The organism is Brochothrix sp., from assembly GCF_017549435.1.
In the GTDB taxonomy this organism is placed as follows: Bacteria; Bacillota; Bacilli; order Lactobacillales; family Listeriaceae; genus Brochothrix; species Brochothrix thermosphacta.
The window spans coordinates 1-24,816 of record NZ_JAFYUW010000037.1; the positions used below are offsets into that span (position 1 = coordinate 1).

At 36.3% G+C, this 24,816-nt stretch carries 24 protein-coding genes; 16 read left to right on the plus strand and 8 right to left on the minus strand.

The features are described from left to right. Positions 1-29 precede the first annotated feature (29 nt). From dltC to IKV95_RS02465, 3 genes are all read left to right on the plus strand, one after another. Complete coding sequence (dltC, locus tag IKV95_RS02455; RefSeq protein ID WP_069125369.1) at positions 30-266, plus strand: D-alanine--poly(phosphoribitol) ligase subunit DltC; 237 nt, start codon at positions 30-32, stop codon at positions 264-266. After that, complete coding sequence (gene dltD / locus IKV95_RS02460; protein ID WP_081312112.1) at positions 263-1,507, plus strand: D-alanyl-lipoteichoic acid biosynthesis protein DltD; 1,245 nt, start codon at positions 263-265, stop codon at positions 1,505-1,507. The genes dltC and dltD overlap by 4 nt, the downstream gene beginning before the upstream one ends. 200 nt (positions 1,508-1,707) lie before the next feature. Further along, positions 1,708-2,355 (plus strand): hypothetical protein, encoded by a 648-nt coding sequence (locus tag IKV95_RS02465; RefSeq protein WP_029091642.1) that lies wholly within the window; start codon positions 1,708-1,710, stop codon positions 2,353-2,355. Positions 2,356-2,389: 34 nt separating this feature from the next. Here the strand turns inward: IKV95_RS02465 and IKV95_RS02470 are convergent, their stop codons facing one another. After that, complete coding sequence (locus IKV95_RS02470; RefSeq protein WP_069136534.1) at positions 2,390-3,880, minus strand: helix-turn-helix domain-containing protein; 1,491 nt, start codon at positions 3,878-3,880, stop codon at positions 2,390-2,392. A 338-nt stretch (positions 3,881-4,218) separates the two neighbouring features. Between IKV95_RS02470 and IKV95_RS02475 the strand changes: the two genes are divergently transcribed. The 4 genes from IKV95_RS02475 to IKV95_RS02490 are packed head-to-tail and all read left to right on the plus strand — an operon-like array spanning position 4,219 to position 8,308. Continuing rightward, entirely contained in the window at positions 4,219-5,208 is a 990-nt protein-coding gene (locus IKV95_RS02475; RefSeq protein WP_069134823.1) for a WxLIP family cell surface protein, read from the plus strand. After that, entirely contained in the window at positions 5,209-7,452 is a 2,244-nt protein-coding gene (locus tag IKV95_RS02480; protein ID WP_287451383.1) for a hypothetical protein, read from the plus strand. A gap of 4 nt (positions 7,453-7,456) precedes the next feature. Then, on the plus strand, positions 7,457-7,786 hold the full coding sequence (locus IKV95_RS02485) for an LPXTG cell wall anchor domain-containing protein (RefSeq protein WP_069125360.1): 330 nt from the start codon (positions 7,457-7,459) through the stop codon (positions 7,784-7,786). A gap of 3 nt (positions 7,787-7,789) precedes the next feature. Further along, entirely contained in the window at positions 7,790-8,308 is a 519-nt protein-coding gene (locus IKV95_RS02490; protein WP_069125358.1) for a hypothetical protein, read from the plus strand. Between the two features lie 65 nt (positions 8,309-8,373). Here IKV95_RS02490 and IKV95_RS02495 read toward each other — a convergent pair whose 3' ends face one another. Further along, positions 8,374-9,786, minus strand: coding sequence for an MDR family MFS transporter (locus tag IKV95_RS02495; protein ID WP_051457429.1), 1,413 nt, complete (start codon positions 9,784-9,786; stop codon positions 8,374-8,376). Positions 9,787-10,390: 604 nt separating this feature from the next. Between IKV95_RS02495 and IKV95_RS02500 the strand changes: the two genes are divergently transcribed. Together IKV95_RS02500 and IKV95_RS02505 are read left to right on the plus strand one after the other, a co-directional pair. Next, positions 10,391-10,996, plus strand: a complete 606-nt coding sequence (locus IKV95_RS02500) for a hypothetical protein (RefSeq protein ID WP_029091651.1) — start codon at positions 10,391-10,393, stop codon at positions 10,994-10,996. A 44-nt stretch (positions 10,997-11,040) separates the two neighbouring features. Next, complete coding sequence (locus IKV95_RS02505) at positions 11,041-12,057, plus strand: WxLIP family cell surface protein (protein WP_081315927.1); 1,017 nt, start codon at positions 11,041-11,043, stop codon at positions 12,055-12,057. 83 nt (positions 12,058-12,140) lie between these two features. Here IKV95_RS02505 and IKV95_RS02510 read toward each other — a convergent pair whose 3' ends face one another. Then, positions 12,141-12,884: an SDR family NAD(P)-dependent oxidoreductase gene (locus IKV95_RS02510; protein ID WP_069118705.1), complete on the minus strand. Its 744-nt coding sequence runs from the start codon at positions 12,882-12,884 to the stop codon at positions 12,141-12,143. A gap of 112 nt (positions 12,885-12,996) precedes the next feature. Here IKV95_RS02510 and IKV95_RS02515 point away from each other — a divergent pair, with 112 nt between their 5' ends. From IKV95_RS02515 to IKV95_RS02525, 3 genes are all read left to right on the plus strand, one after another. Further along, positions 12,997-13,908: a LysR family transcriptional regulator gene (locus tag IKV95_RS02515; RefSeq protein WP_051457480.1), complete on the plus strand. Its 912-nt coding sequence runs from the start codon at positions 12,997-12,999 to the stop codon at positions 13,906-13,908. 155 nt (positions 13,909-14,063) lie between these two features. Continuing rightward, positions 14,064-14,798, plus strand: a complete 735-nt coding sequence (locus IKV95_RS02520; RefSeq protein WP_029091654.1) for an SDR family NAD(P)-dependent oxidoreductase — start codon at positions 14,064-14,066, stop codon at positions 14,796-14,798. A gap of 69 nt (positions 14,799-14,867) precedes the next feature. Beyond that, positions 14,868-15,656, plus strand: a complete 789-nt coding sequence (locus tag IKV95_RS02525; RefSeq protein ID WP_287451384.1) for an HAD family hydrolase — start codon at positions 14,868-14,870, stop codon at positions 15,654-15,656. Positions 15,657-15,721: 65 nt separating this feature from the next. Here the strand turns inward: IKV95_RS02525 and IKV95_RS02530 are convergent, their stop codons facing one another. Genes IKV95_RS02530 through IKV95_RS02545 form a run of 4 tightly spaced genes read right to left on the minus strand, consistent with a single transcriptional unit; the run spans position 15,722 to position 19,419 of the window. Then, positions 15,722-16,699 (minus strand): FecCD family ABC transporter permease, encoded by a 978-nt coding sequence (locus IKV95_RS02530; RefSeq protein WP_029091656.1) that lies wholly within the window; start codon positions 16,697-16,699, stop codon positions 15,722-15,724. Next, positions 16,692-17,678, minus strand: a complete 987-nt coding sequence (locus IKV95_RS02535) for a FecCD family ABC transporter permease (protein ID WP_069125354.1) — start codon at positions 17,676-17,678, stop codon at positions 16,692-16,694. The genes IKV95_RS02530 and IKV95_RS02535 overlap by 8 nt, the downstream gene beginning before the upstream one ends. 20 nt (positions 17,679-17,698) lie before the next feature. Next, positions 17,699-18,622, minus strand: a complete 924-nt coding sequence (locus tag IKV95_RS02540; RefSeq protein ID WP_069125352.1) for an iron-hydroxamate ABC transporter substrate-binding protein — start codon at positions 18,620-18,622, stop codon at positions 17,699-17,701. Further along, the gene (locus IKV95_RS02545; protein WP_029091659.1) at positions 18,622-19,419 is read right to left on the minus strand and encodes an ABC transporter ATP-binding protein; all 798 of its coding nucleotides are present in this window, start codon (positions 19,417-19,419) and stop codon (positions 18,622-18,624) included. The genes IKV95_RS02540 and IKV95_RS02545 overlap by 1 nt, the downstream gene beginning before the upstream one ends. A gap of 123 nt (positions 19,420-19,542) precedes the next feature. Here IKV95_RS02545 and IKV95_RS02550 point away from each other — a divergent pair, with 123 nt between their 5' ends. From IKV95_RS02550 to IKV95_RS02565, 4 genes are all read left to right on the plus strand, one after another. Next, positions 19,543-20,577: an NAD(P)/FAD-dependent oxidoreductase gene (locus IKV95_RS02550; RefSeq protein ID WP_029091660.1), complete on the plus strand. Its 1,035-nt coding sequence runs from the start codon at positions 19,543-19,545 to the stop codon at positions 20,575-20,577. 117 nt (positions 20,578-20,694) lie between these two features. Beyond that, the gene (locus IKV95_RS02555) at positions 20,695-20,901 is read left to right on the plus strand and encodes a copper ion binding protein (RefSeq protein WP_069118708.1); all 207 of its coding nucleotides are present in this window, start codon (positions 20,695-20,697) and stop codon (positions 20,899-20,901) included. A gap of 11 nt (positions 20,902-20,912) precedes the next feature. Further along, positions 20,913-23,330 (plus strand): heavy metal translocating P-type ATPase, encoded by a 2,418-nt coding sequence (locus IKV95_RS02560; protein ID WP_069133074.1) that lies wholly within the window; start codon positions 20,913-20,915, stop codon positions 23,328-23,330. Between the two features lie 61 nt (positions 23,331-23,391). Next, a complete protein-coding gene (locus IKV95_RS02565) occupies positions 23,392-23,598 on the plus strand; it encodes a TM2 domain-containing protein (RefSeq protein WP_036027357.1) in 207 nt (68 codons plus the stop codon). Positions 23,599-23,655: 57 nt separating this feature from the next. On the opposite strand, the gene IKV95_RS02570 is transcribed toward IKV95_RS02565, so the two are convergent. Next, positions 23,656-24,780, minus strand: a complete 1,125-nt coding sequence (locus IKV95_RS02570; protein ID WP_069118710.1) for a cation:proton antiporter — start codon at positions 24,778-24,780, stop codon at positions 23,656-23,658. Positions 24,781-24,816: the final 36 nt, after the last annotated feature.

The following is a 24,816-nucleotide window of genomic DNA, read 5'->3' on the forward strand; positions in this document are numbered from 1 at the left end:
ATTTATTAAGCTAAAAGGAGATTATTATTATGGATATTAAAACAGAGGTATTAAATATTTTAGAAGAATTAACAGGTAGCGATGAAGTGAAAATAAATCCGGATATTGATTTATTTGATGAAGGTTTATTAGACTCAATGGGCACAGTTCAATTATTAATTGAAATTGAAAGTGTTTTAGATATTACGGTACCAGTATCAGAATTTGAGCGTGAAGAATGGGCTACTCCAACAATGATTATTAAAAAGGTTGCCGAATTTCAATGAAACGTAAGCTAATCATGGCTATAGGACCAGTTATTGTAGCCGTGGTCCTGTTAGTAGCCGTGTTCACTCTTCCGATGTTTGAAGGGAAGATTACCCATGAAACGCTTAAAAATGCTGCGGTTGTTTCACAAGTTAAAGTGAAACGCAGTGATTCCATCTACAGAGCAGCAATGAAAGACCCGCAGTTTATTCCTTTTTTTGGGTCTTCAGAGTTACAACGTTATGATGCGTTTCATCCAGATGCATTAGCAGATAAATATAAACGTGATTATATACCCTTTTTAATCGGTCATGCAGGAACAGAATCACTAGATCACTACCTTACAATGCAAGCAATGGGTGACAGTTTAAATAATAAAAAAATGGTGTTTTTTGTGTCTCCCCAATGGTTTGTTAAAAAAGGTGTCTCAAAAGGAGCTTTTAATGCAAACTTCTCAACATTACATGCGATTGATTTCATCAACAATACCAATATCAATGAAACGGAACGTCGTTATGTAGCAAAACGAATTTTACATTATGGTTCAACAAAAGCAGATACAATCATTACTAATGCATTAGAAAATATTAGCAATGGTGATGAATTAACAATGATTCAAAAAAAATATATTGCTGCTAAAAGGGTAATCTTAGAAAAAAACAAAGATGTTATAGGTAATCATATTCCAGATAATAGCTGGGATATTTTAAACAAGCAAGAAAAGAATTTACCTGAAACATATAATGCACAATCATTGGATAGGCGAGCATTTGAAATTGCCCAAAAAGGCACGTCTAATAATGAATTTTGTATTAAAAATTCTTTTTATACAAAACATATCGAGCAGAATTTAGAGAGACTTAACGGCTCACAAAAACATTTTAGTTATTTACAATCGCCAGAATATGCTGATTTCCAAGTTGTTTTACAGGAATTAGCACGACAAAATGTTGATGTACAATTTGTGGTTACACCTGTTAACAGTAAATGGCGTGAATATACACAATTATCTCAAGAGATGTTAGATGAATTTTCAACTAAGATTGATCACCAAATCACTTCACAAGGTTTCAAAGTGATTGATTTAACCAAAAAAGGAACAGAACCTTACTACATGCAAGATACTATTCATCTTGGCTGGCGAGGTTGGGTTGATTTAGATACTAAAATAAAACCTTTCCTAGAAGATAAAAAAACGAATACACCTCACTATAAAATTGATTCCTATTTTATGAGCAAAGAATGGCAACAAAAAAAATAAACAAGAAACCGTAGACTTAAGTTATTTTGAGTGTGCGGTTTTTTCTCCTTTATGAAATAAATACTATAAAAAGATTGAAAAAATAAAGCATTAGAGGGATAATCAATGTAAGTAGCATTACTATTTACTAAATAGAGGCGAAATATATTTTTAAGATTCTCTTGTTGAGGATGTTAGTGTATAGAAATGGAGTGATTTAAATGAGAAAATTTAAAATGTTGTTAGTAATATCAGTACTATTCAGTTTGATGTTACTAGTAGCTTGTCAAAATGAGACAAATAGTAGCAAAACAAAAGAAACAGAAAGCAGCCAAAAAAAAGTAAGTGATTCATCTACAGAAGATACATCCGATTCTGTTGAAAACACATTAAAAGAAGAAACTGATAGTAGTGAGGCAACAACTGACGATTCTTCAAGTGAGTCAGTAACTAGTTCAGAACCAACTGTTGCTGTAGCAAGTTCAACTTCCACATCTGAAAATAGTGAAGCGGTGGAAACAGAAAGTGAAAAAAGTACGACAGAGCCAATTGCTTCTACTACTGATAAACCAGTGAGTGAATTAAACAACCAAACGGTAGATATTTTAACTGCTTTTCTAGAATATAAAGCGACACAACCTAATACAACAGTTGATTATTCAAATCTGACAATGTCTTATAAAGGTAAAAATGTTCCTTTTACAATAATAATTGGTAAAAATGAAGGGACGATACGTGAAGTTGTGGTAAATAGTGAGGAAGCACACGATACAACACTCGCTAACTATACGATCAAAGATAATACAATTAGTATTAATGTTACTACGCCATCAGGAATAGAAACCGTTCATACTAAAAAGATTCAATAAAAAAAAGACTTAGAGCCAAAAGCTCTAAGTCTTTTTATTTGTTTAGCCAATTATTTTTGCCTTTTAGATGGTAAGTTCTATGTAAGATATCAAGCAAAGTAACCCACTCAGTTTCTTCAGGAATTGAAGACCAATAATAAAACACAGCATTAGTATACCGTTCTTCTAAGTGATTCACTTTGAAATCAGAAATATACAAATCAACACTTTCATCGGGAAACGGTACGAAGGTGATGGCAACTTGACTTGATTTAGAAATGATTTTCTCAAGAAACACATGTTGAGCGTCTGAAATTTTTGAAAGCAGACAAATTTGTATTGGTGGATACATTAATCTGATTGGTTCACGTAACAACATGAAATATTGAATTCTCATTGAATCAGAGATTGCCTTACCGGTTTGTTCTTCAAGGTATTCAAAAAAAGATTCGCAGCTACTATAGATAAGCGGGTGTGATTCTTTAACAGTTTGGATATTTAATTGCATACGCGAATTGTGTTCAGAGCCTTTTAAGTAGACTTCGTGAGCATTGAATGCTGTCAGGTTGATTAAAAGGTAGAAATATTGTGATGCGGTTAATGATTGATTAAAGAAATCATTAAAATGTTTCATAAAGAGTTCCGATTTTTTAGAGAAATCAGAGGAATAACGCTCAATTGGAATGTTCACACGTTCAAAATATTCAAGCGGATAGATATTTAATACTGTAGTAACAAAATGTAACACATTTATTTCAGCAGTAATCTGTTCCTCATTAAGACCTGCTTCTCTAAGAATATCTCCAATCCAAATTTTAATATCTTTATTCAGTATAATAATAGATTCAATGAGGGGTATTGGAGATGTACTATCTAATATATACCCTTGATTAATACGTGAAAGAGTTACGGCAAGATATGTTCTCATTTTTAACAAATGGGCATAAGGCATGTCAGGATGCAATGAATGAATCTTATTTATGAGGTCAGTTAGCACATCAGGTTCAACATTGTGCGCAAAATCTGTCAAAAAATGAAACGCATCTGAGAAAAGACAGTAGTAAAAGTAACGAATTTGATGCTCGTCTCCCAACATTCGCTCACTTTTTGTAAGATCAATGGTGATGTCGAAATCTTGTAACAACTCTTTGAGCCTGTTTAACTTACGATACATTGTGGCTTTCGTTAAAAAATTATCCTCGGTAAATGTCTGTAAACTATCAAACTCATCATTAAATATCTCTAAACAGAACTCAAATTGAACATTATTCACCAGGTAATGCGTGACAAAATAATCGATTGAGAAGAGTGTTGATAACTCTAAATGAATATTTGCAGCAGTATAGGTAAAGTTCAAATAATCTGACCAATTATTAGCTACAATATCATCTTGGAGCGTGTCGAGATTTTTAATTAGTGTTCGTCGACTCCATTCTAAATCCTCCATCATTTTTTGAAAAGAAATATCATCAGTCATTCTTTTTTTAGAAAAATAACGAAGACACTGTAAACTATAATCCTCTTGTTTATCCAGTAATTTATGCATGTTGTATGAGCTCCTTTCATGCTATATGATAACTCTTTACCCTTTATAAGGCGTTCCAATACTTGCAAGTCCAGTAACTTTTTATGAACTTTCCGTATATTTGTTTCTACTGTATATTTAATATTATAACAAACAGTTACTTTTCATGTTTGGAAAAAATATTAATTGTAAAATATTACAAACTAAAAATATTTTTAAAAAAAGTAACGAGTTAAGATAGAAATAATAAATGAGGGCTAATTATTAAGACGTTGCCCTTAAGCATATATGTTAGACGAGATTATTGCTATCGAATTTTTACAAACAGTTACCATTAAAAGAAAAACTGGAGGGATAGGATGAAACAAGTAATTAAAGTTATCGCAATGTTGACCGTAATATTTAGTGGTCAGACAATTATTGCATCGGCGAACGAAGGTCCAAAATATACAGTAACCCCGATTTTACCAAATAATCAAGTTGTTGATGTAAAGGATCAATTTGATTTACAGGTATCACCAAATGAAAAGAAAACAATCGAAGTACTTGTAACAAACAACAGTGACGAAAAAATACATATAAAGGCAACAGCCGTTACAGGCATTACAAATAGCAACGGTATCATTGATTATACATCAGATAAAGTAGCAGCGGATGAAACATTTAAAGATATTGCTACAGTAAAAGAAAAACAAGTAATTCCCCCACAATCAAATGAAAAAATCCAAATAACATACACAGTACCGAAAAATGGTATTAACGGCTTGATGCTAGGTGGAATTAAAGTAGAAGAAGAAGCAATGAAAACATCAAAGCAAACAATTAAAAATAAATATAACTACGTTATTCCAATTAAACTACATACAGAAAAAAAACTTCCTCAAGCAACAGTTAATTTCAAAGATATTGCGATTACCCAGAATGGCTTACGCAATACAATCACTACAACATTAGAAAACCCTCAAGGTGCGATTTTACGCAATATAACAATGTCTATCCACATCAAACAAAAAAACTCCAACAAGACATACTACTCCAAAGAAATAGCTCAGTTAAAATTTGCACCAAATACAACGTTCGACTATCAATGGCCGATAAACAAGGAATTTGAAGCTGGAAGTTATGAAGCTACATTACATATTAAAGCAGATGGATTTGAAAAAGAATGGAACAAATCATTTGAAATGGAAGCAAAAAAAGTCAAAGATCTCAATAAAAGTACAGTATCACCGACAGATAATAACGCCGACCTACAAATGTATATTCTCATGGGGATTATAGCCGTACTTATTTTGTTGATTATCTTGATTTTAATCAAAGTAAGACGAAGAAAGGCGGATGAAAAATAAATGAAGACACTAATGAAACGATTTACTTCTATAGTATGTATTATCAGTATAGGTGCATCAGTTATACCAGTTAATGCAGCAGAAGTAGATCGAGGTATTAGCGCATCGAAAATACTGGCAGATTCGAAAGACCCTATAATAGAAGCGGAGCCTCAAGCTGAGTTACCTAAAGTACAAACACCTGAAAAAGTCGTACCCAAAGCAAATATAGAAAAAACACGTCCACAAACACGTACTAACTACTCTTATTATTTAGAGGCACGAGAATTAGAAGATTCACTTATCCCAGGTATACGTAATAACATTATTGATGCCATCAAGACGAGTAGTAAAAAGCTAGGGTACCTAAAAGGAAGTACATTAGAAGTTAAGATTCCATATATGGAAACAGTGCCTGAATTTTATTATCCACCAAATAATACAACCATACGCTTTTCAGGACGCATCGAAATCAGTGATATTAGTTTTAATACAGATGATACGGTAAGTATTGCTTATAAACCGGGAACATTGGATACCTTAGTTTTTACAAAACTTAAAAACGAGCCCTCAAATACAAGTTTAAATCTAACTTATTCAAAAGCACATATCCTTCATACATACAGTAGATTGATTTTTTGGACGAAAGTTGAAGATGAGATTGAAAAAAGAGCAGCGGGACCAATCGGTGCTTATCAGTTGGGGTTTGCTGAGGCAGCTCCTGAGTTAGAAGTAGAAGCTAAAAAAGAGGTAACTCGACTCGTATCAAACAGTGAACATACTTTTAAAGCAGAAGACTACTATACAGTTAAAAAAAGTGCAGGTAAGGTTACTGCTAAGTTTTTAACACAACCCGACACATCAAAAATAGGTACTATGAAGGCAACAATCGAATTAACAGATGAGTATAAACAAACAACGACTATAGAAGTGCCTTTCGAAGTATACGAAGAATTGTCAGCGGATCCTGTCGCACAAGATTTGGTGTTAGGTTCTAAAATAACGACTGACATGCTCCATGGTTGGGTGAAAAATGTTACGTCGCTAAGTACTGGTGAAATTTCACCAACAGATTACGAAGTGAAATTAACAGATGAATTCACAACAACCGCAATCGGTGATTTTAACGTTAAGGTAAGTGTTTCTAGTAAAGTGTCAAATGATAAAGTGGAGGTTAGTGTTCCAGTCACAGTATCAATGGGAGATGCCATCGAACTTTCTAACACACAGGGAGAAAAAATTGGCGCATTAACTGTTAATGATAATCAACTAAGTTTGGTCAATGTTGATCAAAAAGTGACTGGTGTTATTGGAAATGACATTGAAATAGCTGTTTTTGATGGTAATATGCAACTGCCAATCTTGAATCAAACAAAACCAAGTAAACATGCGAAATTAGCTGCGACTGCAAATAAAAGTGAATTTATAAAATTGCCAATTGCAGGGACTATCACGAAAGATACAGTGATAAAAGTAGCGAATAACGGGATGAAAGAAGATACAGAGTTGTTGATTAATTACTATAGTGGGATAAAAGAATGGAAGATGCCTTACAGATTCATCGAGGACCAAGCCATTTATTACCATTATAATGGTGAGCGTTTTGAAGCAGTTGAGGTGGCTCATTTAACCAAAAAAACAGTCGCAATTAAGCGTATGGCAACACATCAAGACCTGGATAAAGTTGGGAATGAGTTTTTCTTAAAACCAATGGATCAGACGATTAAATTCATCAGTTTTAGCGAATACCCAGATACTAGTAAAGTAGGTAAGCAACCAGGGAAAATAATTGTAGAGCAAACATTACCAGCGGGCAATAAAGTTCGATTTGAACATAACGTTGAGGCTGATATTGATACAGGAACAATTTCCTTTGCTGCTGATAAAACAATGGTTTTTGATGATATTACATTAACGAATAAAAATATGACAGTGGGCCGTTTAAGTGACGATTGGCAATTAAAAGTAAATGATACACGCGTAGAGACACTTAAAAGCGATTGGCAACTGTATGCTAAAGTGTCCGGAGATAAAACACTGGATCCCTACATGACCTATGTAGATGAATCAAATGGTAAACATTCAATGTTAGAGAATGTTCCGATTTATCAACAGAAACAATCTGTAGAAGCGGCTAATGAAACGATTATAAAATGGGAAGCTAATCAAGGTATTATGCTAGATATTCCTAAAAACAGCGATTTACAAGCCGATGAAAAGTACCAATCCACCATTGAGTGGACCTTGGTTTTAGGAGAGGAATAAACCGATGAAAAAACTTTTTAGCAGTATTACAATTGTTATTTTGCACTTTAGTCTTTTTATACTCCCTGTGCAAGCAACTTCTCTTGGACAGACCGACGTTACAGTTACTGTTGAGGAAGGTCCACTAGCGAAACAAAAAGATAATGGGAATAAATCTCAAAAAATAACCAATGAACATCAATATAGCAACAAAAGTAACGTTCAAAAGTTAGGTTCACAGAAAAATTCACTACCACAAACTGGTGAAGAGAGATGTTTAACATTTGTTTGGGGCAGTATTTTAATAGTAAGTGCAAGTTTATTAATGAAAAATAAAAAACGAAAGAAGGAATAGAAAATGAAATTAGTTAAAATGATCGCAGCAGGTATGGTAGTAGGAACAGTTGGAATGTCAGCAATGGGCGTATCAGCAGATGAAATTCGTGACGGACAAACAGAAGCAGAAGTAACAGTAGCAGGTGGAGAATTAACGTTCTCAAACGTATTACCGAAAATTGAATTTGCTAAAGTAACATTAGATGGGAAAGACCAAACAGTGCAACAAACAGCAACCAATGAATTGGGCATCAACGATTACCGTGGTGTGACAACAGCATGGGACTTACAAGTAAAAGAGCAAGCAGCAGTAGAAGGTGAAAAAACATTCAGTGATCAGGGAATGATCATCAAATTAAACCCAACATTAAATAATACCGCAGGTACAGCTTTAGACATCACAGATGAAAATAAAACAGTTGCAACAGGTAGCCGTTTTGAAAACACAGTGGGCTTAAACGCATCGTTAGATGTGCCCAAAGATGTAACAGCGGCAACGTATACAACACAATTAGAGTGGACTTTAAAACCCGCAGAATAAAACTAAAAACCCCCTTTGGAAATTTTCTTCCAAAGGGGGGTTTTTGTCTTTTGAAGCGTTAAATTTTATTTACCATAAGCTTTGGTATTAATAAACATCGAGAGAGTAAAGACAATCAAAGCTAATACGAGGGTAAAGATGAAGACATAATGTGCACCGTTAACCATCGCTAGAGTGGCATCAGTTCCGCCAGTAGCTAAGTATGTATTTTTACCGACTGTAAGAAAGACCATTGTGAGAGCGATTGAAATCGCACCAGCAATTTGTTGAAGCGTGTTCATAATCGCTGTTCCATCAGGAGCAACTTCATGAGGTAACTGATTTAATGCATTAGTCTGAGCAGGAGACATTGTTAAAGGGACACCAATCATGAATAAAATAGTGGCTGTGATAATGTAACCAACTGAACTATCTTTTGTTGATAAAACTAACATTGTCATTGCGAGTACAGAAATAGTAGCACCAATTTTCACCAGCCATTTGGCTCCAAAACTATCAAATAAGCGTCCAGCAATTGCTGAGAAAACCCCGTTTGCTAGTCCACTTGGTAATAAGTAGAGACCAACTGCTGCAGCTGGTAACAAAAGTCCATCGAGGAAGTAGAGTGGCAATACGAGCATAACGCCCATAATCATTCCGAACGAAAGGACAATCATCAAAACACCTAATGAAAACATGCGATATTTGAAAACGCGCAAGTTAAGAATAGGAACTTCCATTGTTAATTGACGGTGAGTGAAGAAGGCTAATGAAATAATACCGATAGCCAACGTTACAACAACTTCTAAGCTTCCCCAGCCCTTGTCGCCAGCTGAACTGAAGCCGAAGACCACGCTACCAAAACCAACAATGGATAAGAGTACTGATAATATATCGATTTTAGGACGTGTAACAGTTGTAATGTTTTTCATGTAAAGTGCTGAAACGATAAATGCAATCACTAGAAAAGGCAGCATGACAATAAAAATCCAGCGCCATGATAAACTTGAAAGTAAAAAACCAGAAATAGTAGGCCCGATAACAGGAGCAAAACTAATTACTAAGCCAACAAATCCCATTGCTGTTCCACGTTTTTCAGGTGGATAAATAATTAAAATGGTATTGAAGATAAGCGGGATTAGAATCCCAGTTGCGATCCCTTGAACGACACGTCCGATAAGTAAAACTGAAAAATAAGGTGCACTTGCACAGATTATTGTCCCAGTAATAAAGATAAGGATAGAAGATAGTAAGATTTTTCTTGTTGAAACCCAACGAAGGAGTAGTCCAGATAATGGGGCTAAAATACCGATTACTAAGATATAACTAGTGCTTAGCCACTGTACCTTTCCAGGAGTGATTGAAAAGTCTTTCATGAGTTGACTTAATGCGATGTTCAGGGCAGTTTCTCCAAATAAACCAATGAATCCTGCCATCAATAAACCAATCAGAATTTGTGTTTGCTTAATGTCTTGTGTTTTATTAAGTGTTTGTTCCAAATTGTCGCCTCTTTTCTTACCGTACTAATATTTAGTATCGATTTTTGAATTATTTTAAATTAAGTACAAGATTTATTCTATATCAGAATCCTGATTGTGTATAGCGAGAAGATTACTGAATTGAAAAATAGCATTAGGCATAAGTATCTCTTTTATAAATAAACATCAAAAACACAAGTAATAGGCTAATATTACTATTAAAACAACAATCAATTAAATAAAATAGCGGTATGAAAATTAAAATAATCACTAATTAACTAAAGAGGAAACAGCAATGAAAAATAATCATAAAGCAAGGCGATATATCTTAGTTTCTACCAAAAGGATTATTTTTTAATTGCCTAATACACTAATGATAAGCGGGAGAAATAATCGTAAAAGGAAGTTGCTAATGGACCAACGCTTATTTGACGAAAGGATTAATTTGAAAAATAGTTGGGTAACCCTTTCGAGGAATGTTACCGTTTATTAGCTTACTACTGATTTAGACATAAAGTCATATATTTTGTGTGTATAAAGTTGGTGAAATTAGGGGTGAGTTCCGTTGGGATATGTTAGAATATAAGTAATACCTCACTAAAGACAGAAGGGTTGGATGATAAGGATGAGAGCATTCATCATCAAATTAATATTAGGTTTAATACTCGTAGGTGGAGCAACCTATGCTGCTTATTATTACACACAGGAATCACATGGTGATTTTAACGAAGAAACTGCAAAAAAAGTCAGGACAGTTGTTGATAAACGTGGTTATGTTGATAATACAGTGTCTGTTAAAGAGCTACGTAAAGATGTTGACAAAGTATCAGAAGATGTATTGCGTGGGGAGTTAGAAGCACGCTTGCCAGATATTGAAGATCGTCAAAAAGCAGATCGGATGACGCGTCGGTTAATTAAAAAAGGTGTTGTAACGGATGTAGCTTCACAGGAACGCATTCAAGCAGCCATCAATGCGATGGATGTTTTTCCAGACTCAGAATGGAAAGAAAAGCGATTGATGAGTTTGGCTGATGCTAGTCAACAGTTATCAGATAGCTATACACTTAGACGTAATATGGACGTTTGGTTAACAGGTGAGAACAAAAACAAAGAAATACCGTCTGAAACGTTTGAAAAATATCGTTTAGGAATTAGAAAATTGAAGAATGAAAAAACATATAATGAATTAACTGAAAAGCTAGGTCAATTACAAGATAGAATAAAAAAATAACAGCAGGGTGTAACGATATATAGTTAAGAGAGGGGAAATTAAAAGTGAAAAAAAGACAAGGGACTATCTTTTTAATAACATTTATATTTTTTCTAAGTCTCATGCCAACAACTTTTTCTAAAGCATCAGAATTGAATTTCTCGGTTAATGCAGTAATCCCCGACAATCAAATTGATAAAGAAAAATCATATTTTGATTTAAAAGTGACACCTGGAGAAAAGCAGAAGTTGAAAGTTAAACTTCGTAATACAACTGATAAAGAGATTGTCATTAATCCACACATTCAATCTGCTAAAACAAATAAAAATGGTGTGATTGACTATACGCCTAACAAGATAAAAAAAGATGATACATTAAAAATAGCAATGGAGGATGTTGCTAAAGTTCCGGAAGAAGTTACCGTACCTCCACAATCAGAAAAAGATTTAACAATCGAAGTTACAGTGCCAAAGGATAAATTTGATGGTGTTATTTTAGGTGGTATCTATCTTAAAGAAGATACGAGTAAAAATAAAGAAGAGGACAAAGAGAATGATGTAGCAATTAAAAATGAATACTCATATGTAGTAGCTCTTCAAATGCGTCAAAATGATAATAAAGTAAAACCAATGTTACATATGAATGAAGTGAACCCAGAAACACAAAATGCTCGCAATGTTATCGTAGCTAATATTCAAAATAGTGAGCCGATGATTATCAGTAAACTTAAAATTGATGCGACTGTTAACAAAAAAGGGAGTAAGGATAACTTAGCTATCTTGAAAAAAGAAAATTTGCAAGTGGCACCGAATTCTAATTTTAATATAGCAGTGCCTTTGGAAGGTGAAAAATTAGAAGCAGGAACCTATATACTCAACATGAAGGCAGAGTCAGCAGGAAAAGAATGGCAATTCAAAAAAGAATTTAGTATTTCGGCCGATAAAGCCACAACGATGAATGAAAAAGATGTTACGTTAGAAAAAGAAACACCTACCATGCTTTATATTTTTCTAGGTGTTGCCTTCTTAATAGTTATTGCTGTAGTAATATATTTCATAATACGCCGTAATAAACGAAAATAATAGTTTACAAATGGGTTATTGAGATTGCTAAAAATATAAAAGCAGGTAAAAACAATTGTTTTTACCTGCTTTTTTTTTGAGTATTATTGAGCAGTGTAACCACCATCAACTAATAGTGTGGTACCAGTCACAAAAGAAGAGTCGTCACTTGCTAAGAATAAGACCGCTTTCGCAACTTCTTCTGGTGTACCTAAACGTCCCATGGGATGCAAAGCAACAAGAGCCTCTGTAATAGCAGCGTCACGGCCTTTAATAAGGGGCGTATCGATATAACCAGGACAGACCGCATTGACACGGATATTTTTATCAGCATAGTCTAAGGCTAGGCTTTGTGTTAATAATTTCACACCACCTTTAGCCGAAGCATAGGCAGTGACCCCTTTTTTACCAGCAAAGCTGTGGATTGATCCACAATTAACGATAACACCGCCAAGAGGTTGGTTCAGCATTTGGGTAATGACAAATTTATTGAATAAAAAGACCCCTGTTAAATTGATGTCAATTGTGCGTTTCCAAGTGTCTACTCCAAGCTCTGTAATCGGTGCATCCGCTGCGATGCCAGCATTTGCATAGAGAATATCAATGGCACCAAAATGGTTAACACATTCAGCAACCATTTTTTCAACTTGCTCAGCATCACTCACATCGGTTTTTATGAAACTTACACGATGACCTTCCGCTTTAAGTTCAGCAGAGATGTCTGTGCCACGATCAGAAAAGTCAGCAATGATAACGGTAGCGCCTTCTGCCGCAAAAAGTCTAACAGTTGCTTCACCGATACCACTTGCACCACCTGTGACGATTGCGACTTTATTTAATAATTTCATCATAAAACCTCCTACTGCTATATTTGATAACATAATCATTGTAACAGTGAATAGGTTCTAGTAAAATGCACTTATAATGAAGTTACCTTAAGTAAAACTGAAGGAGGAAAATATGAACTTACAACAGTTTGAATATGTTCTGGCTGTCTCACATACAGGTTCATTAACGCATGCTAGTCGCGAAGCTAATATTACGTTATCCGCCATTAGTCAATCAATTAATGCCTTGGAAAAAGAATTAGGTGTTTTGATTTTCCACCGTTCTAAAAATGGCTGTGTTCCAACCCGTGAAGGACATATCATCATTCAATATGCGAAAGAAATCACGAAAACAGTCGGAAAGATGAAAACAGAACTCGCATTATCCGCTGATACGATTTCAGGAATGATTCATCTTAGTACAATACCAACATCAATGCATCTATTGATACAAATTGCTTCACGATTCAAACAAAAATACCCAGAGGTTTCTTTGCAAATCGATGAAAATAGTTCAAAAGAAATTATCGCCGGCATTCAAGATGACACACTCGATTTAGGGATTATCATTCTGTATGATGACCTATTACCAGAGTTAAAAGAGATGGTTATTGAAGAGTTGCAAGTATCACAAATGGTTGCTGTTATACCTAAAGGAACACGGTATGCAAATGTGGAAAAAATAAAGCCGGAAGAATTGATGAGTTATCAATTAGTGCTCTACCGTGATGATTTTATTATGTGGTACTTAGAAGCAGTTTTAGGAAGTTATGGTTCACCAAAATTAATGTTCAGTTCAAATAACACAAATGCAATTACGAATGCATTGAGTGAAGGTGCAGCAACGTTTGGTGTTGATTATTCTTTTTTTGAATCAGCTAAGAAAAACACACATCAATTTTCCTATATTCCAATTGATATTCCAAAAGGAGAAGCTAAAATTGTGATGATTTATAAAAAAGGAATGATTGAAATACCTGCTCTAAAAACTTTTAAAGAGCAATTAAAAGGGCATTTTCCGATTGGAGAGTACTCAGGATTATAAAAAATAAAGCCGAAGTAGCTATTTTCACCTGTAAAAGCAAGTATATATCCTTTAATAATAAGCGAGGGACAAAAATGAAGTTTAGCGTTACATTATAAGTGCAATCGAATCCAACATTTAAACGTTGGAAATATAATGTGACTGGGGTTTTAAAAATGGAGCGATTAAAAAATAAAGTAGCAATTATTACAGGTGGAGCATCAGGAATGGGCGCTGCGATGGCACAACTTTTTAGCGATGAAGGTGCAATTGTGATTGCAGCTGATATCAACACCACCAATTTTAAGACGATTGAAGAAATACATAATGTTCATGCGATGAAATTGGACGTTTCTTCTGATGAAAGTTGGAAAGAGGTCGCGAATAAAACACTTTCAGAGTATGGCCGTATCGATATACTCATTAACAATGCAGGTATTTCTTCACAAAAAAGTTCTGCAGATATAACTGAACAGGATTGGACATTGATGCATAAAATTAATGCTTTTGGTCCTTTTTTAGGAATGCGTAACATTGCGGAGAAGATGAAACTGGAAAATAAAGGGGCGATTGTAAACATTTCTTCATACACGGCGATTATTGGTTCAGGTTTTAATCAATATTCAGCATCAAAAGGTTCAGTGCGTGCGATTTCTCGTGCTGCTGCCGTTGAGTTTGCTAGCTCACATATTCGCGTTAATACGATTTTCCCAGGTACGATTGAAACACCAATGACTGCTAACTTGGGCCAATATAAAGAAGCGATGGAACAATTGGTTAATGCGACACCACTGAAACGTTTAGGGACTGCAAGCGAAGTTGCAAATGCCGCCTTATTTTTAGCGTCAGATGAAGCATCGTATATTACAGGAGCGGAATTAGTAATAGATGGCGGTTATTCGGCTCAATAAAGTTAGTGTTGCAACTTTGTTTCTTTTTTAAATTATGCTATGCTAAAAAAAACAAAAGGAGCAAATCATATGACTATTAAAACGATTGTTTTCGATTTAGATGATACTTTGTTATGGGATGAAAAAAGTATCGCGACAGCATTTGAGCGAACGTGTCACGAAGCGGCCATCGAAAAAAAGATAGATGCGACGTTGTTCGAACAAAAAGTACGAGCAGCTGCTCGCGCTTTATATGAAAGTTATCCGGTATTTGATTACACGCAACAAATTGGTATCAATCCATTTGAAGGGTTATGGGGAGGATTTGACGATCCAACGCCAGAGTTCCAACAGCTGCGTGCAATCGCACCAGACTATCGTCAGTCTGCTTGGTACGAAGGTTTGCTCTCGTTTGCAGTCCATGACAAGGAATATGCCTTAAAGCTCTCAGAACGCTTTGTAGAGGTGAGGAGAGAATCGCCTTTTCTTTATCCTGAAACATTAAGCGTTTTAGAAAAATTACAAAAAAACTACCAACTTGTGATGTTGACCAACGGTGCACCGAGTTTACAAAATGAGAAATTAGCTATTACACCGGAATTAAAAGGCTATTTTGATCGAATTATTATCTCAGGTGATTTTGGTTATGGGAAGCCAGATAAGCGTTTGTTCGAATACCTATTGCTAGAAACGGGTGCGAACATAGCTGAAACATTAATGGTGGGGGATAATTTAAAAACCGATATTTTAGGAGCTTCACGTATAGGTATGGCATCAGCATGGATTAACCGTGAAGATAAGATACCTAATTTAGAAGTCACACCAACTTACGAAATTAAGAATTTGAGTGAACTTGAACATTTACTCCATTCAATATAACAATATGAGTGACAAAAGAGACTGACTGCCAATTGATAAGCAGTTAGTCTCTTTTGTAGTGAGTGTTATTTTTTTATTAAGAGATAAATAAAGTAAGGCGCCCCGATCAAGGCAACAATAATACCAGCAGGGATACCTAAACGCTGTGCGATACTATCAGCAATCAATAAAAGTGTACCACCTAATAACAATGCCATTGGTAAGAAATGGCGGTGTTTTACGCCAACAAGTGCTTTAGCAATATGTGGTCCTAATAACCCAATAAAGGAGATGCCTCCTGTTATTGAAACAGATACGCCTGCTAAAACAACAGCGCAACCAATGAATACTAAACGCCATTTTTTCAATGGGATACCGAGACCAATAATTGTTTCTCGGCTGAGTCGCAGTAAATCTAATTGGTGAGATTTGCTCAATACGAAGGGAATAATCACGAGACATAATACAAATAAGATACCAGTGTATAGCCAACTGGTGCCCCAAATAGAACCAGCTAACCAGCTTGCAAGAAAATCAACTTTTTCGCGTTGTGTCGCAGACATGAGTACAACCATAATACCAGACATGGCAAATGAAAAACCTATCCCGTTAAGAATCATTGCAGATGTTTTGTTTTTCGAGAAAAACAAGATAAGCGCTGCCGTGACACAGGCTCCGACGCAACCTGCTAAGGGTAATAAGAATGAATGGCTTGCAACTGCTAAAGGTGCGGATAGGAAAAAGACGGCAATCCCAGCCCCAGCTCCAGCATTAATCCCAATAATTCCAGGGTCAGCAAGATCATTTTTAATCACAGTTTGTAATAATGCACCTGAAAGCGCTAATGCCATCCCTGCAAACAGTGTAATTAAAATACGCGGTAAACGTAATTCCCATAGAATGAAATTTTCCATCATTGAACCTTTACCAATTAAAGTGGCGAGCACACGTGAAAAACTTAAGGCTGAACTTTCGCTTGTTAGCGCCACAAGAAAACTACCTAGTAAAATGAGTCCGAAGCAACCAAAGAGTAACCGTCTTTGAGCGGTAGTAGGGTTAATCATTGACAACACCTCCTCGTTGAACGATATAGAGGAAGAATGGTAATCCTAGGATTGATAAAATAGCAACAATAGGAATTTCAAACGGTGGATTGATCGAACGGCTTAGTGTATCTGCTAGCAATAAAATTCCTGCACCGACTAAGGCGGCCATAGGCAATTGATAACGATAGTTTGTTCCAATTAAAAAACGGGCCATGTGCGGAACAATCAAACCAACAAAAGCCATATTGCCTATTAAGGAAACAGCGGCTCCAGTTAATAGGGTGGTTAATAAGAAGAGAATTAACTTCGTGCGTTTAATGTTTAGACCTAATCCAATCCCAACATCATTACTCATACTAATCAAACCCACTTTTTTTGATAAAAAGAGACTAATAACGAGCGTTACTAAAATAATCGGTGTAATTAATTGCACTTCTTTCCATGTAACACCTATCAGTCCGCCTGCAGTCCACATGGTGATGCTTTGAGATGTTTTAAATAACAGCATAATCCCATCAGCTATCGCCATTAGCAATGCTGAAATTGCAGCTCCAGCTAGAATAACTTTAAAGATGCTTTGCGAGGAACTGATGCTCAGCACTAAAAGCGCTCCAATTGTAGCGCCAACGAAAGAAGCGCCCATGACACCTAAAAAGGGCAAAGATGGAACAAAAGCAATCGCAAGTGAAAGCCCTGCATTAGCCCCGGCTGTTAAGCCAAGTAAACCAGGATCAGCGAGTGGGTTTCGAGTGACGGCTTGCATGATACAACCAGAAACACCTAATGCAGCACCTACGAGTAGGGCAGCAACATTGCGTGATAAACGTAACTCATAAAGTGCGACAATGACCTTTTGGTGAGCACCATCAACAAAACCTTGCCACAAATAGGACAAGGAATAGTTGGTAGCGCCGAAGGCTAAAGCGCCGATAAATAATAGTAGAACAACCACACCAACAATGAGAAAGCGTAGCGTGCGATGTGTATGTGCGGTCACTGATAAAACCTCCGTTTATGTTATTTCATTTTCAACAAGCCATCTGTAATTGTTTTTAATTGGAAATCTAATGTTAGAGGATCGTTAAAGTAAAAACTTTCTAATTGGACTTCAATAATATGGTTATTTTTCACTGCTGGAATTTCTTTAAATGTAGCTGTTTTTTCGAAAGAGTTATCTGCACCTTTACTTGTGCTTAAAATAACATAATCGCCCATGAATTTGCCAATTTCTTCAGGAGATACAGCGTAATAACCATCTTTTAATGCTGTCTTTTTAACACTTTCAGGCATATTTAAGCCCATTTCTTGATAGATTATTTCTGAACCACGTCCCCAATTATCGCCGTAAACGTAAATTTGTTTGTTATATTTTTCAAGAATAGAAATTGTAGCATCTTTACCAATATGTGCTTTAATTTTATCACCAGAAACTTTTGTACGTGCTTTAAAATCTTTAATCCAAGCAGCTACTTCTTTTTCTTGATTAATTGCTTTACCAATTTCAAGTGTTTGTTCAAGATAAGGGACTTTTCCATATGTATAGAGAACAGTAGGTGCAATTTTTTCTAATTTTTCTTTATCTTTTACTGTGTTAAGCGCGATGATAAGATCAGGTTTAAGCGCAATGATACCTTCGAGATTATCTTCACTGACTTCTTTTGTATCTTTTAATAGTTCTTTAAAGCGAGGATTTTTTTTGCTCCAGGCATCAACACCAACAACATTTTTATTAAAAGCTAGTACATTGCCAGCAAAACCTGATAAAACAACAATTCTTTTAGGATTAGCGGGTACTTTAACGGGTCCAGTTTCAGATTGATAAGTAATTGTTTTAGGTTTACTGTCTTTGTTTTCCTCAGAATTTTTTGAAGTAGAAGTGCCACAACCTGCTAATACGATCGCTAAAGCAGTAATAATTAGAACGATAAGTTTGTTTTTCATTAGTTTTCTCCCTTTTCTTGAATCAGATTGTATGAAATACATCGCGGACAGTCATGATGGGTATCCCAATCAATTTCGGTAGCGATATTGAAGATATGTTTGAGCCTTTCAGGTGTAACAACTTCAGCTGGTGTACCAGCGTAAAGCATTTTACCAGCTTTCATTGCGACAATATAGTCAGCATAACGAGCAGCCTGGTTTAAATCATGTAGTACCATTATTATCGTCCGATGTTGTTGAATGTTGAGCTTTTTCAATAATTCCAACACTTCTAACTGATGTGAAATATCTAAATAGGTCGTTGGTTCATCTAGAACGATAAAATCAGTGTTTTGAGCTAAGGCCATTGCAATCCATACGCGTTGACGTTGTCCGCCAGAAAGTTGGTCGATTAAGGCATGTTTTAATTCGACGATTTGTGTCACTTTAAGCGCCCAGTCAATCACCTCTTTATCAGCAGTGGTTGCTTTTACCTTTTTTTGATGTGGATAACGCCCATAAGATACGAGGTCATGCACACTTAGCCCAATTGGTGTTTCGGGGGACTGCGGTAAAATAGCTAGTTTTTTAGCGATATCTAAAGACGCCTGAGTATGAATTTCTTTCCCGTCTAATAAGATGCTACCTTGTTCATAAGGAATGATTCGAGCAATCGCCTTCAGGAGTGTTGATTTCCCACAACCGTTGGGACCAATAATCGCGGTGATTTGCTGATCTGGTATTTCTAAATCCACAGCTTCAACTGTTTTCTTTTTGCCATAAAAAACGTCAAGCTGAGATATATTTAAACGTGTCATGATATCGATCTCCTATCTCCTTCACAATGATTGATAATGATTATCATTTAAGTGTATAATAAACGTAATTATAAAGGCTTGTCAATCTGTTATCGAAATAATGATGCGAAGGAGTTTTACAATATGGGAAATAAAGATGTTTATGATGTACTTATTATTGGTGGTGGACCGTCAGGATTGTATGCGACCTTCTATGCTGGGTTACGCAAAATGAAGACGAAAGTCATTGAATACCAGGCTTCTCTTGGTGGGAAATTACATATTTATCCAGAAAAAATCGTTTGGGATGTGGGTGGTCAGCCACCAATTCCGGCTGGGAAATTTATTGACCAAATTGTGAACCAAGCGTTAACTTTTGCACCAACTGTTGTTTTGAAAGAACAAGTCACACAAGTATTGAAAACAGCAGAAGGATTCGAAATAACGACATCAACTGGTGAGATTCATTATTCTAAAAGCGTTATTTTTGCAGTTGGAAGCGGAATTATCACACCACAAAAGATTGCTGTGAAGGGCGCCGAACGTTTTGAAGTAACCAATTTAAATTATACCGTGAAGTCACTTGGAAGTTTTAGAGGCAAAACGGTGTTAGTATCAGGTGGTGGACATTCTGCGGTTGACTGGGCAAATGAGATTGAACCTTATGCCGAAAAAGTGTACATTGCGTGTCGAAAAAAAGAACTGACCGCACACGAAGCGGACATTGCTAAATTAGCAACGAACAAAGTTGAATGTCTCTATAATACAACTGTCGATTCATTCATTTCAGATCAGAGCAACAGTCGCATTTGTGGTGTTTCATTAAAGACTGCTGACGGAGAGCAAATTATTGATGTTGATGAGGTAATTGTTAATCATGGTTATGAAATTGACAATGCTTTAATTGAACAAGCTAAAGTTAAGATGAATGAAGATCAATTAATTGAAGGTAATGGTTTTTGTGAAACATCAGTACCAGGTATTTTTGCTGTAGGTGATATTATATCTTATGAGGGTAAGTTAAATTTAATTGCAGGTACTTTTCAAGATGCAGCAAATGCTATTAATCGATGTAAACAATATATTGAACCCTTATCTGAGGAACGCGGAATGGTATCATCGCACAATGAATTGTTTGATGAATTAAATTTAGAAATTTCGAAAGAACTTTATAGCTGATACAAAGCGATTAAGCCTTAACTTTTAAAAGAAGTTAGGGCTTTTTTAATTCGATAACTTGCATACCCCTATAGGGTATGTTAATCTAGTGTTAGAAACATAAAGGAGGAATTATTAATGAAAACTGAAATTATAAATGTGGCGGGTATGTCTTGCCAACACTGTGTCAATACAATCGAATCAAGCGTTAAAGGTTTAGAGGGTGTGTCTACTGTTGAAGTTGAATTACCAAGCGGAAGTGTCACTGTCGTGTTTGATCCACTTAAAATTGGTTTAGCGCAAATTGAAACGGCTATTAGTGAACGTGGGTATGATATAAATTAGGAGGGATTGAAATGCTGCAAGCAATAACAGTTCAAATTCAGGGGATGACTTGTGCGACTTGTTCTAATCGTATTGAAAAAGGATTGAAGGAACAGCAAGGTATAGAAAAAGCGACAGTTAACTTGGCATTAGAACAAGCCACTATTAACTTTGATCCAAATGAAGTGAGTGCAGCTGAAGTGGTACGTAATATTCAAAAAACAGGCTACGAAGTTGTGCAAGAATCAGTTGGTTTTATAGTAGTGGGTATGACTTGTGCCAACTGTGCGCAACAGATTGAAAAAACATTGAATAAAATGCCAGGGGTTATTGAAGCGACAGTTAACTTAGCGATGGAACAAGCCACTGTTAATTACTTTCCAACAACAGTAACGCCAACAGATATGATTGAACGCATTAAGGGCATTGGCTACGAACTTGTTGAACCTGAGGAAAACACTACAAAAGCACGGGATTATCGTGCAGAAGCAATCAAAAAACAAAAGGTTGTCTTTTTAACATCAGCTATTTTATCTTTGCCACTACTTTGGACGATGGTTACACATTTTAGTTGGACTTCCTTTATCTGGATGCCTGATTTTTTTATGAATCCATGGTTTCAATTGATATTAGCAACGCCAGTCCAGTTCGTCATAGGGAGTCAATTTTATGTAGGGGCTTACAAGGCTTTGCGTAATAAATCAGCCAACATGGATGTGTTGGTTGCCTTGGGTACTTCAGCGGCCTACTTTTACAGTGTATACACTATATTTAAGCATTTAGATATGATAGGGACCGCACATCTACCGCTATATTTTGAAACAAGTGCTGTTTTAATCACCTTAATATTGCTTGGGAAATTATTTGAAGCAAAAGCAAAAGGACATTCTTCTGATGCGATTAAAAAGTTAATGGGACTACAAGCTAAAAGTGCCCTTGTAAAACGAGAGGGAAAATTAATCGATGTTCCAATGGCAGATATACGTCTCAAAGATATCGTAGTGGTTAAACCGGGTGAAAAAATACCCGTAGACGGTATTGTCCGAACAGGAGATTCAGCAGTTGATGAATCAATGTTGACTGGAGAGAGTATGCCAGTTAGTAAGCAAGTTGGTGACGCTGTTATTGGTGCAACACTCAATAAGAATGGTGCGCTCGAGATAGAAGCAACCAAAATTGGGAAAGAAACGACGTTAGCACAAATTATTAAAGTGGTGGAAGAGGCACAAGGTTCAAAAGCGCCTATTCAACGCATGGCGGATGTTATCTCAGGTGTTTTTGTACCGATTGTTGTGGGGATTGCATTAGCCACATTTTTAATTTGGTACTTTGGTGTCGCACCAGGTGATTTTGCAGGAGCACTAGAAAAATTCATTGCCGTGTTGGTAATCGCTTGTCCTTGTGCGCTAGGATTAGCAACTCCGACATCCATTATGGCAGGATCTGGACGAGCAGCCGAATTTGGTATTTTGTTTAAAGGCGGAGAATATTTAGAAGCCACACAAAAACTTGAGGTCATCGTTGTTGATAAAACAGGGACTGTAACAAATGGGAAGCCAGTCTTAACAGATGTGATTACAACTGAAGGTGTGACTCGAGAACAGTTGCTAATGTTGGCAATAGCATTGGAACAAAAATCAGAACATCCACTTGCCGATGCAATTGTGAAGGGGGCAGTATCAGAAGGTGTTTCCCTGTCAGAACCAGAGACTTTCACTGCAATACCAGGATCTGGAATCTCAGGAATAGTGAATGGGGAGAACGTTAGTATTGGAACACGTCAATTAATGGAACAGTCTGGAATAGATGTAACGCTCTATGAAGAAAGATTGATAACATTTGAAACACAAGGTAAGACAGCGATGTTAGTGGCTGTTAATCAGAAAATTGCTGGTATCATTGCAGTAGCCGATACAATTAAACCAACTTCAAAAGAAGCGGTTACAGCCTTACACCGCATGGGTTTGAAAGTTGTTATGTTAACAGGTGATAACCAACGTACAGCGGATTATATCGCTTCACAAGTAGGTATTGATGAAGTTTTTGCAGGTGTTCTACCAGCAGAAAAAGCACAAGTAATTGACCAATTAAAAGCAAAAGGTCAACATGTGGCCATGGTTGGAGATGGTGTCAATGATGCGCCTGCCTTAGCGACAGCTGATATTGGTATTGCAATGGGGACAGGTGCCGATATTGCGATTGAAGCTGCTGATGTAACAATCATAAAAGGTGATTTAATGAAAATTGTTGATGCGATTGCGATGAGCCGTCACACTATGAGAAACATTAAACAGAATCTCTTTTTCGCACTAGCGTACAATGTCGTTGGGATTCCAATTGCGGCCGTTGGTCTTCTAGCACCTTGGGTAGCTGGAGCTGCGATGGCTTTAAGCTCAGTATCTGTTGTACTGAATGCTTTACGATTACAACGTGTTAAATTGAAGCGCTAAGAATTGAAATGATAATATTATCATGATACTCTTAAGATATAAAAAGAGGGAGTGATTGATAATGAAAAACGTCAATAAAGTGTTGTATATTGTGTTTGCCTTATTTTTAGGACATTTTGGTGTGCATAAATTTTATGCTGGAAAAACTGGCGTTGGTGTTCTCTTTCTTATTTTTTGTTGGACGGGAATTCCAGGGGTCATCGGTATTATCCAAGGTATTTTAGCGATTTTCAAATCAGCTGATAGCGAGGGTAATATTTCAGTTTAAAGCATCCAAAAACCACCTTCACTAAGTGAAGGTGGTTTTTTATGGCATACGAACCGATTATTTTTTAATCAGGCGTTTTAATAAGGGTGGGGTAACAAGTGTTGTTACAATCACCGCAATAATAATAGGTGTGAAATATGCTTGTGAAATTATTCCAGCGGAAAGTCCGATTGATGCTGTTATCAAAGCAACTTCGCCCCTTGAAATCATGGCAGCACCGATAATCAAAGAGCCCCGCGTATCAAACCCTGTTAAACGGGCACCGATTGCTGATCCAATTAATTTAGTTGCAATAGCTACAATAGATAAGACAATAACAAGTAGCCAATGTTCAGCTAGTCCAGTGAAATTGACGGAAAGCCCAATTCCTGCAAAGAACACCGGTACAAAAAGTGTGAAGATAGCAGGCGCGAATTCTTCTTCGAAGGCATCTTTTTTAGGCATGCTTGAAAGAGAGAGGCCTGCAATGAAAGCACCGATAATATTGCTTATGCCCATTGCATCAGCAAAGTAAGCATAACTCAAACATAGTAGAATACCGAAGACTAATAAGGCTTGTGTTGATTTTATAAAGCGTTTTGTAATGAATGGTACGACTTTCCAACTCAAGGCGATAATAACGACGAAGAAGATGACTTGTTTAAGTAAAACCATTGAAAGGCTCACATCATCCGCGACAGTTAAACTCAGCATGATGGCTAATCCCATCATAACGACGATATCATCAACGACAGCAGCACCTAAAACGGTAATGCTCTCACGACTTTGTAAAACATTCAATTCACGGAACGTCTGTACAGAGATACTAACCGATGTCGCTGAAAAAACAATACCGATAAAGAGTGAGGCAATCATTCCAAGTCCCATAAAATGCCCAACCAAGTAACCACCGATAAAGGGTACAAAAATGCCCATTAAAGCAACTGCGATGGCAGGTTTTTTATTGTCACGTAGGTCTTTCATGTTTGTTTCTAAACCAGCAAAGAACATTAGGAAAATAACACCTAATTCACTGAAAGTTTCTAATGTATGTGTAAATTCAATCCAACCGAGTATCGCAGGTCCGATTAAAATACCGACTAGAATCTCACCTAAAACGCGTGGTTGACCCAAACGTTGTGAAAGGTAGCCCGCACTTTTTGTTGCAAAAATAATTAAAGCTAATTGCCATAATAACGTCAATAGATTTCCTCCTCAAGACAAAAAAAGCCCGTCAAT

What these genes read in the sequence shown, in the direction of transcription:
- dltC (WP_069125369.1), top strand. Translation starts at nt 30, where the DNA reads ATGGATATTAAAACAGAGGTATTAAATATTTTAGAAGAATTAACAGGT.
- dltD (WP_081312112.1), top strand. Translation starts at nt 263, where the DNA reads ATGAAACGTAAGCTAATCATGGCTATAGGACCAGTTATTGTAGCCGTG.
- IKV95_RS02465 (WP_029091642.1), top strand. Translation starts at nt 1,708, where the DNA reads ATGAGAAAATTTAAAATGTTGTTAGTAATATCAGTACTATTCAGTTTG.
- IKV95_RS02470 (WP_069136534.1), bottom strand. Translation starts at nt 3,880, where the DNA reads ATGCATAAATTACTGGATAAACAAGAGGATTATAGTTTACAGTGTCTT.
- IKV95_RS02475 (WP_069134823.1), top strand. Translation starts at nt 4,219, where the DNA reads ATGAAACAAGTAATTAAAGTTATCGCAATGTTGACCGTAATATTTAGT.
- IKV95_RS02480 (WP_287451383.1), top strand. Translation starts at nt 5,209, where the DNA reads ATGAAGACACTAATGAAACGATTTACTTCTATAGTATGTATTATCAGT.
- IKV95_RS02485 (WP_069125360.1), top strand. Translation starts at nt 7,457, where the DNA reads ATGAAAAAACTTTTTAGCAGTATTACAATTGTTATTTTGCACTTTAGT.
- IKV95_RS02490 (WP_069125358.1), top strand. Translation starts at nt 7,790, where the DNA reads ATGAAATTAGTTAAAATGATCGCAGCAGGTATGGTAGTAGGAACAGTT.
- IKV95_RS02500 (WP_029091651.1), top strand. Translation starts at nt 10,391, where the DNA reads ATGAGAGCATTCATCATCAAATTAATATTAGGTTTAATACTCGTAGGT.
- IKV95_RS02510 (WP_069118705.1), bottom strand. Translation starts at nt 12,884, where the DNA reads ATGAAATTATTAAATAAAGTCGCAATCGTCACAGGTGGTGCAAGTGGT.
- IKV95_RS02515 (WP_051457480.1), top strand. Translation starts at nt 12,997, where the DNA reads ATGAACTTACAACAGTTTGAATATGTTCTGGCTGTCTCACATACAGGT.
- IKV95_RS02520 (WP_029091654.1), top strand. Translation starts at nt 14,064, where the DNA reads ATGGAGCGATTAAAAAATAAAGTAGCAATTATTACAGGTGGAGCATCA.
- IKV95_RS02525 (WP_287451384.1), top strand. Translation starts at nt 14,868, where the DNA reads ATGACTATTAAAACGATTGTTTTCGATTTAGATGATACTTTGTTATGG.
- IKV95_RS02530 (WP_029091656.1), bottom strand. Translation starts at nt 16,699, where the DNA reads ATGATTAACCCTACTACCGCTCAAAGACGGTTACTCTTTGGTTGCTTC.
- IKV95_RS02540 (WP_069125352.1), bottom strand. Translation starts at nt 18,622, where the DNA reads ATGAAAAACAAACTTATCGTTCTAATTATTACTGCTTTAGCGATCGTA.
- IKV95_RS02545 (WP_029091659.1), bottom strand. Translation starts at nt 19,419, where the DNA reads ATGACACGTTTAAATATATCTCAGCTTGACGTTTTTTATGGCAAAAAG.
- IKV95_RS02550 (WP_029091660.1), top strand. Translation starts at nt 19,543, where the DNA reads ATGGGAAATAAAGATGTTTATGATGTACTTATTATTGGTGGTGGACCG.
- IKV95_RS02555 (WP_069118708.1), top strand. Translation starts at nt 20,695, where the DNA reads ATGAAAACTGAAATTATAAATGTGGCGGGTATGTCTTGCCAACACTGT.
- IKV95_RS02560 (WP_069133074.1), top strand. Translation starts at nt 20,913, where the DNA reads ATGCTGCAAGCAATAACAGTTCAAATTCAGGGGATGACTTGTGCGACT.
- IKV95_RS02565 (WP_036027357.1), top strand. Translation starts at nt 23,392, where the DNA reads ATGAAAAACGTCAATAAAGTGTTGTATATTGTGTTTGCCTTATTTTTA.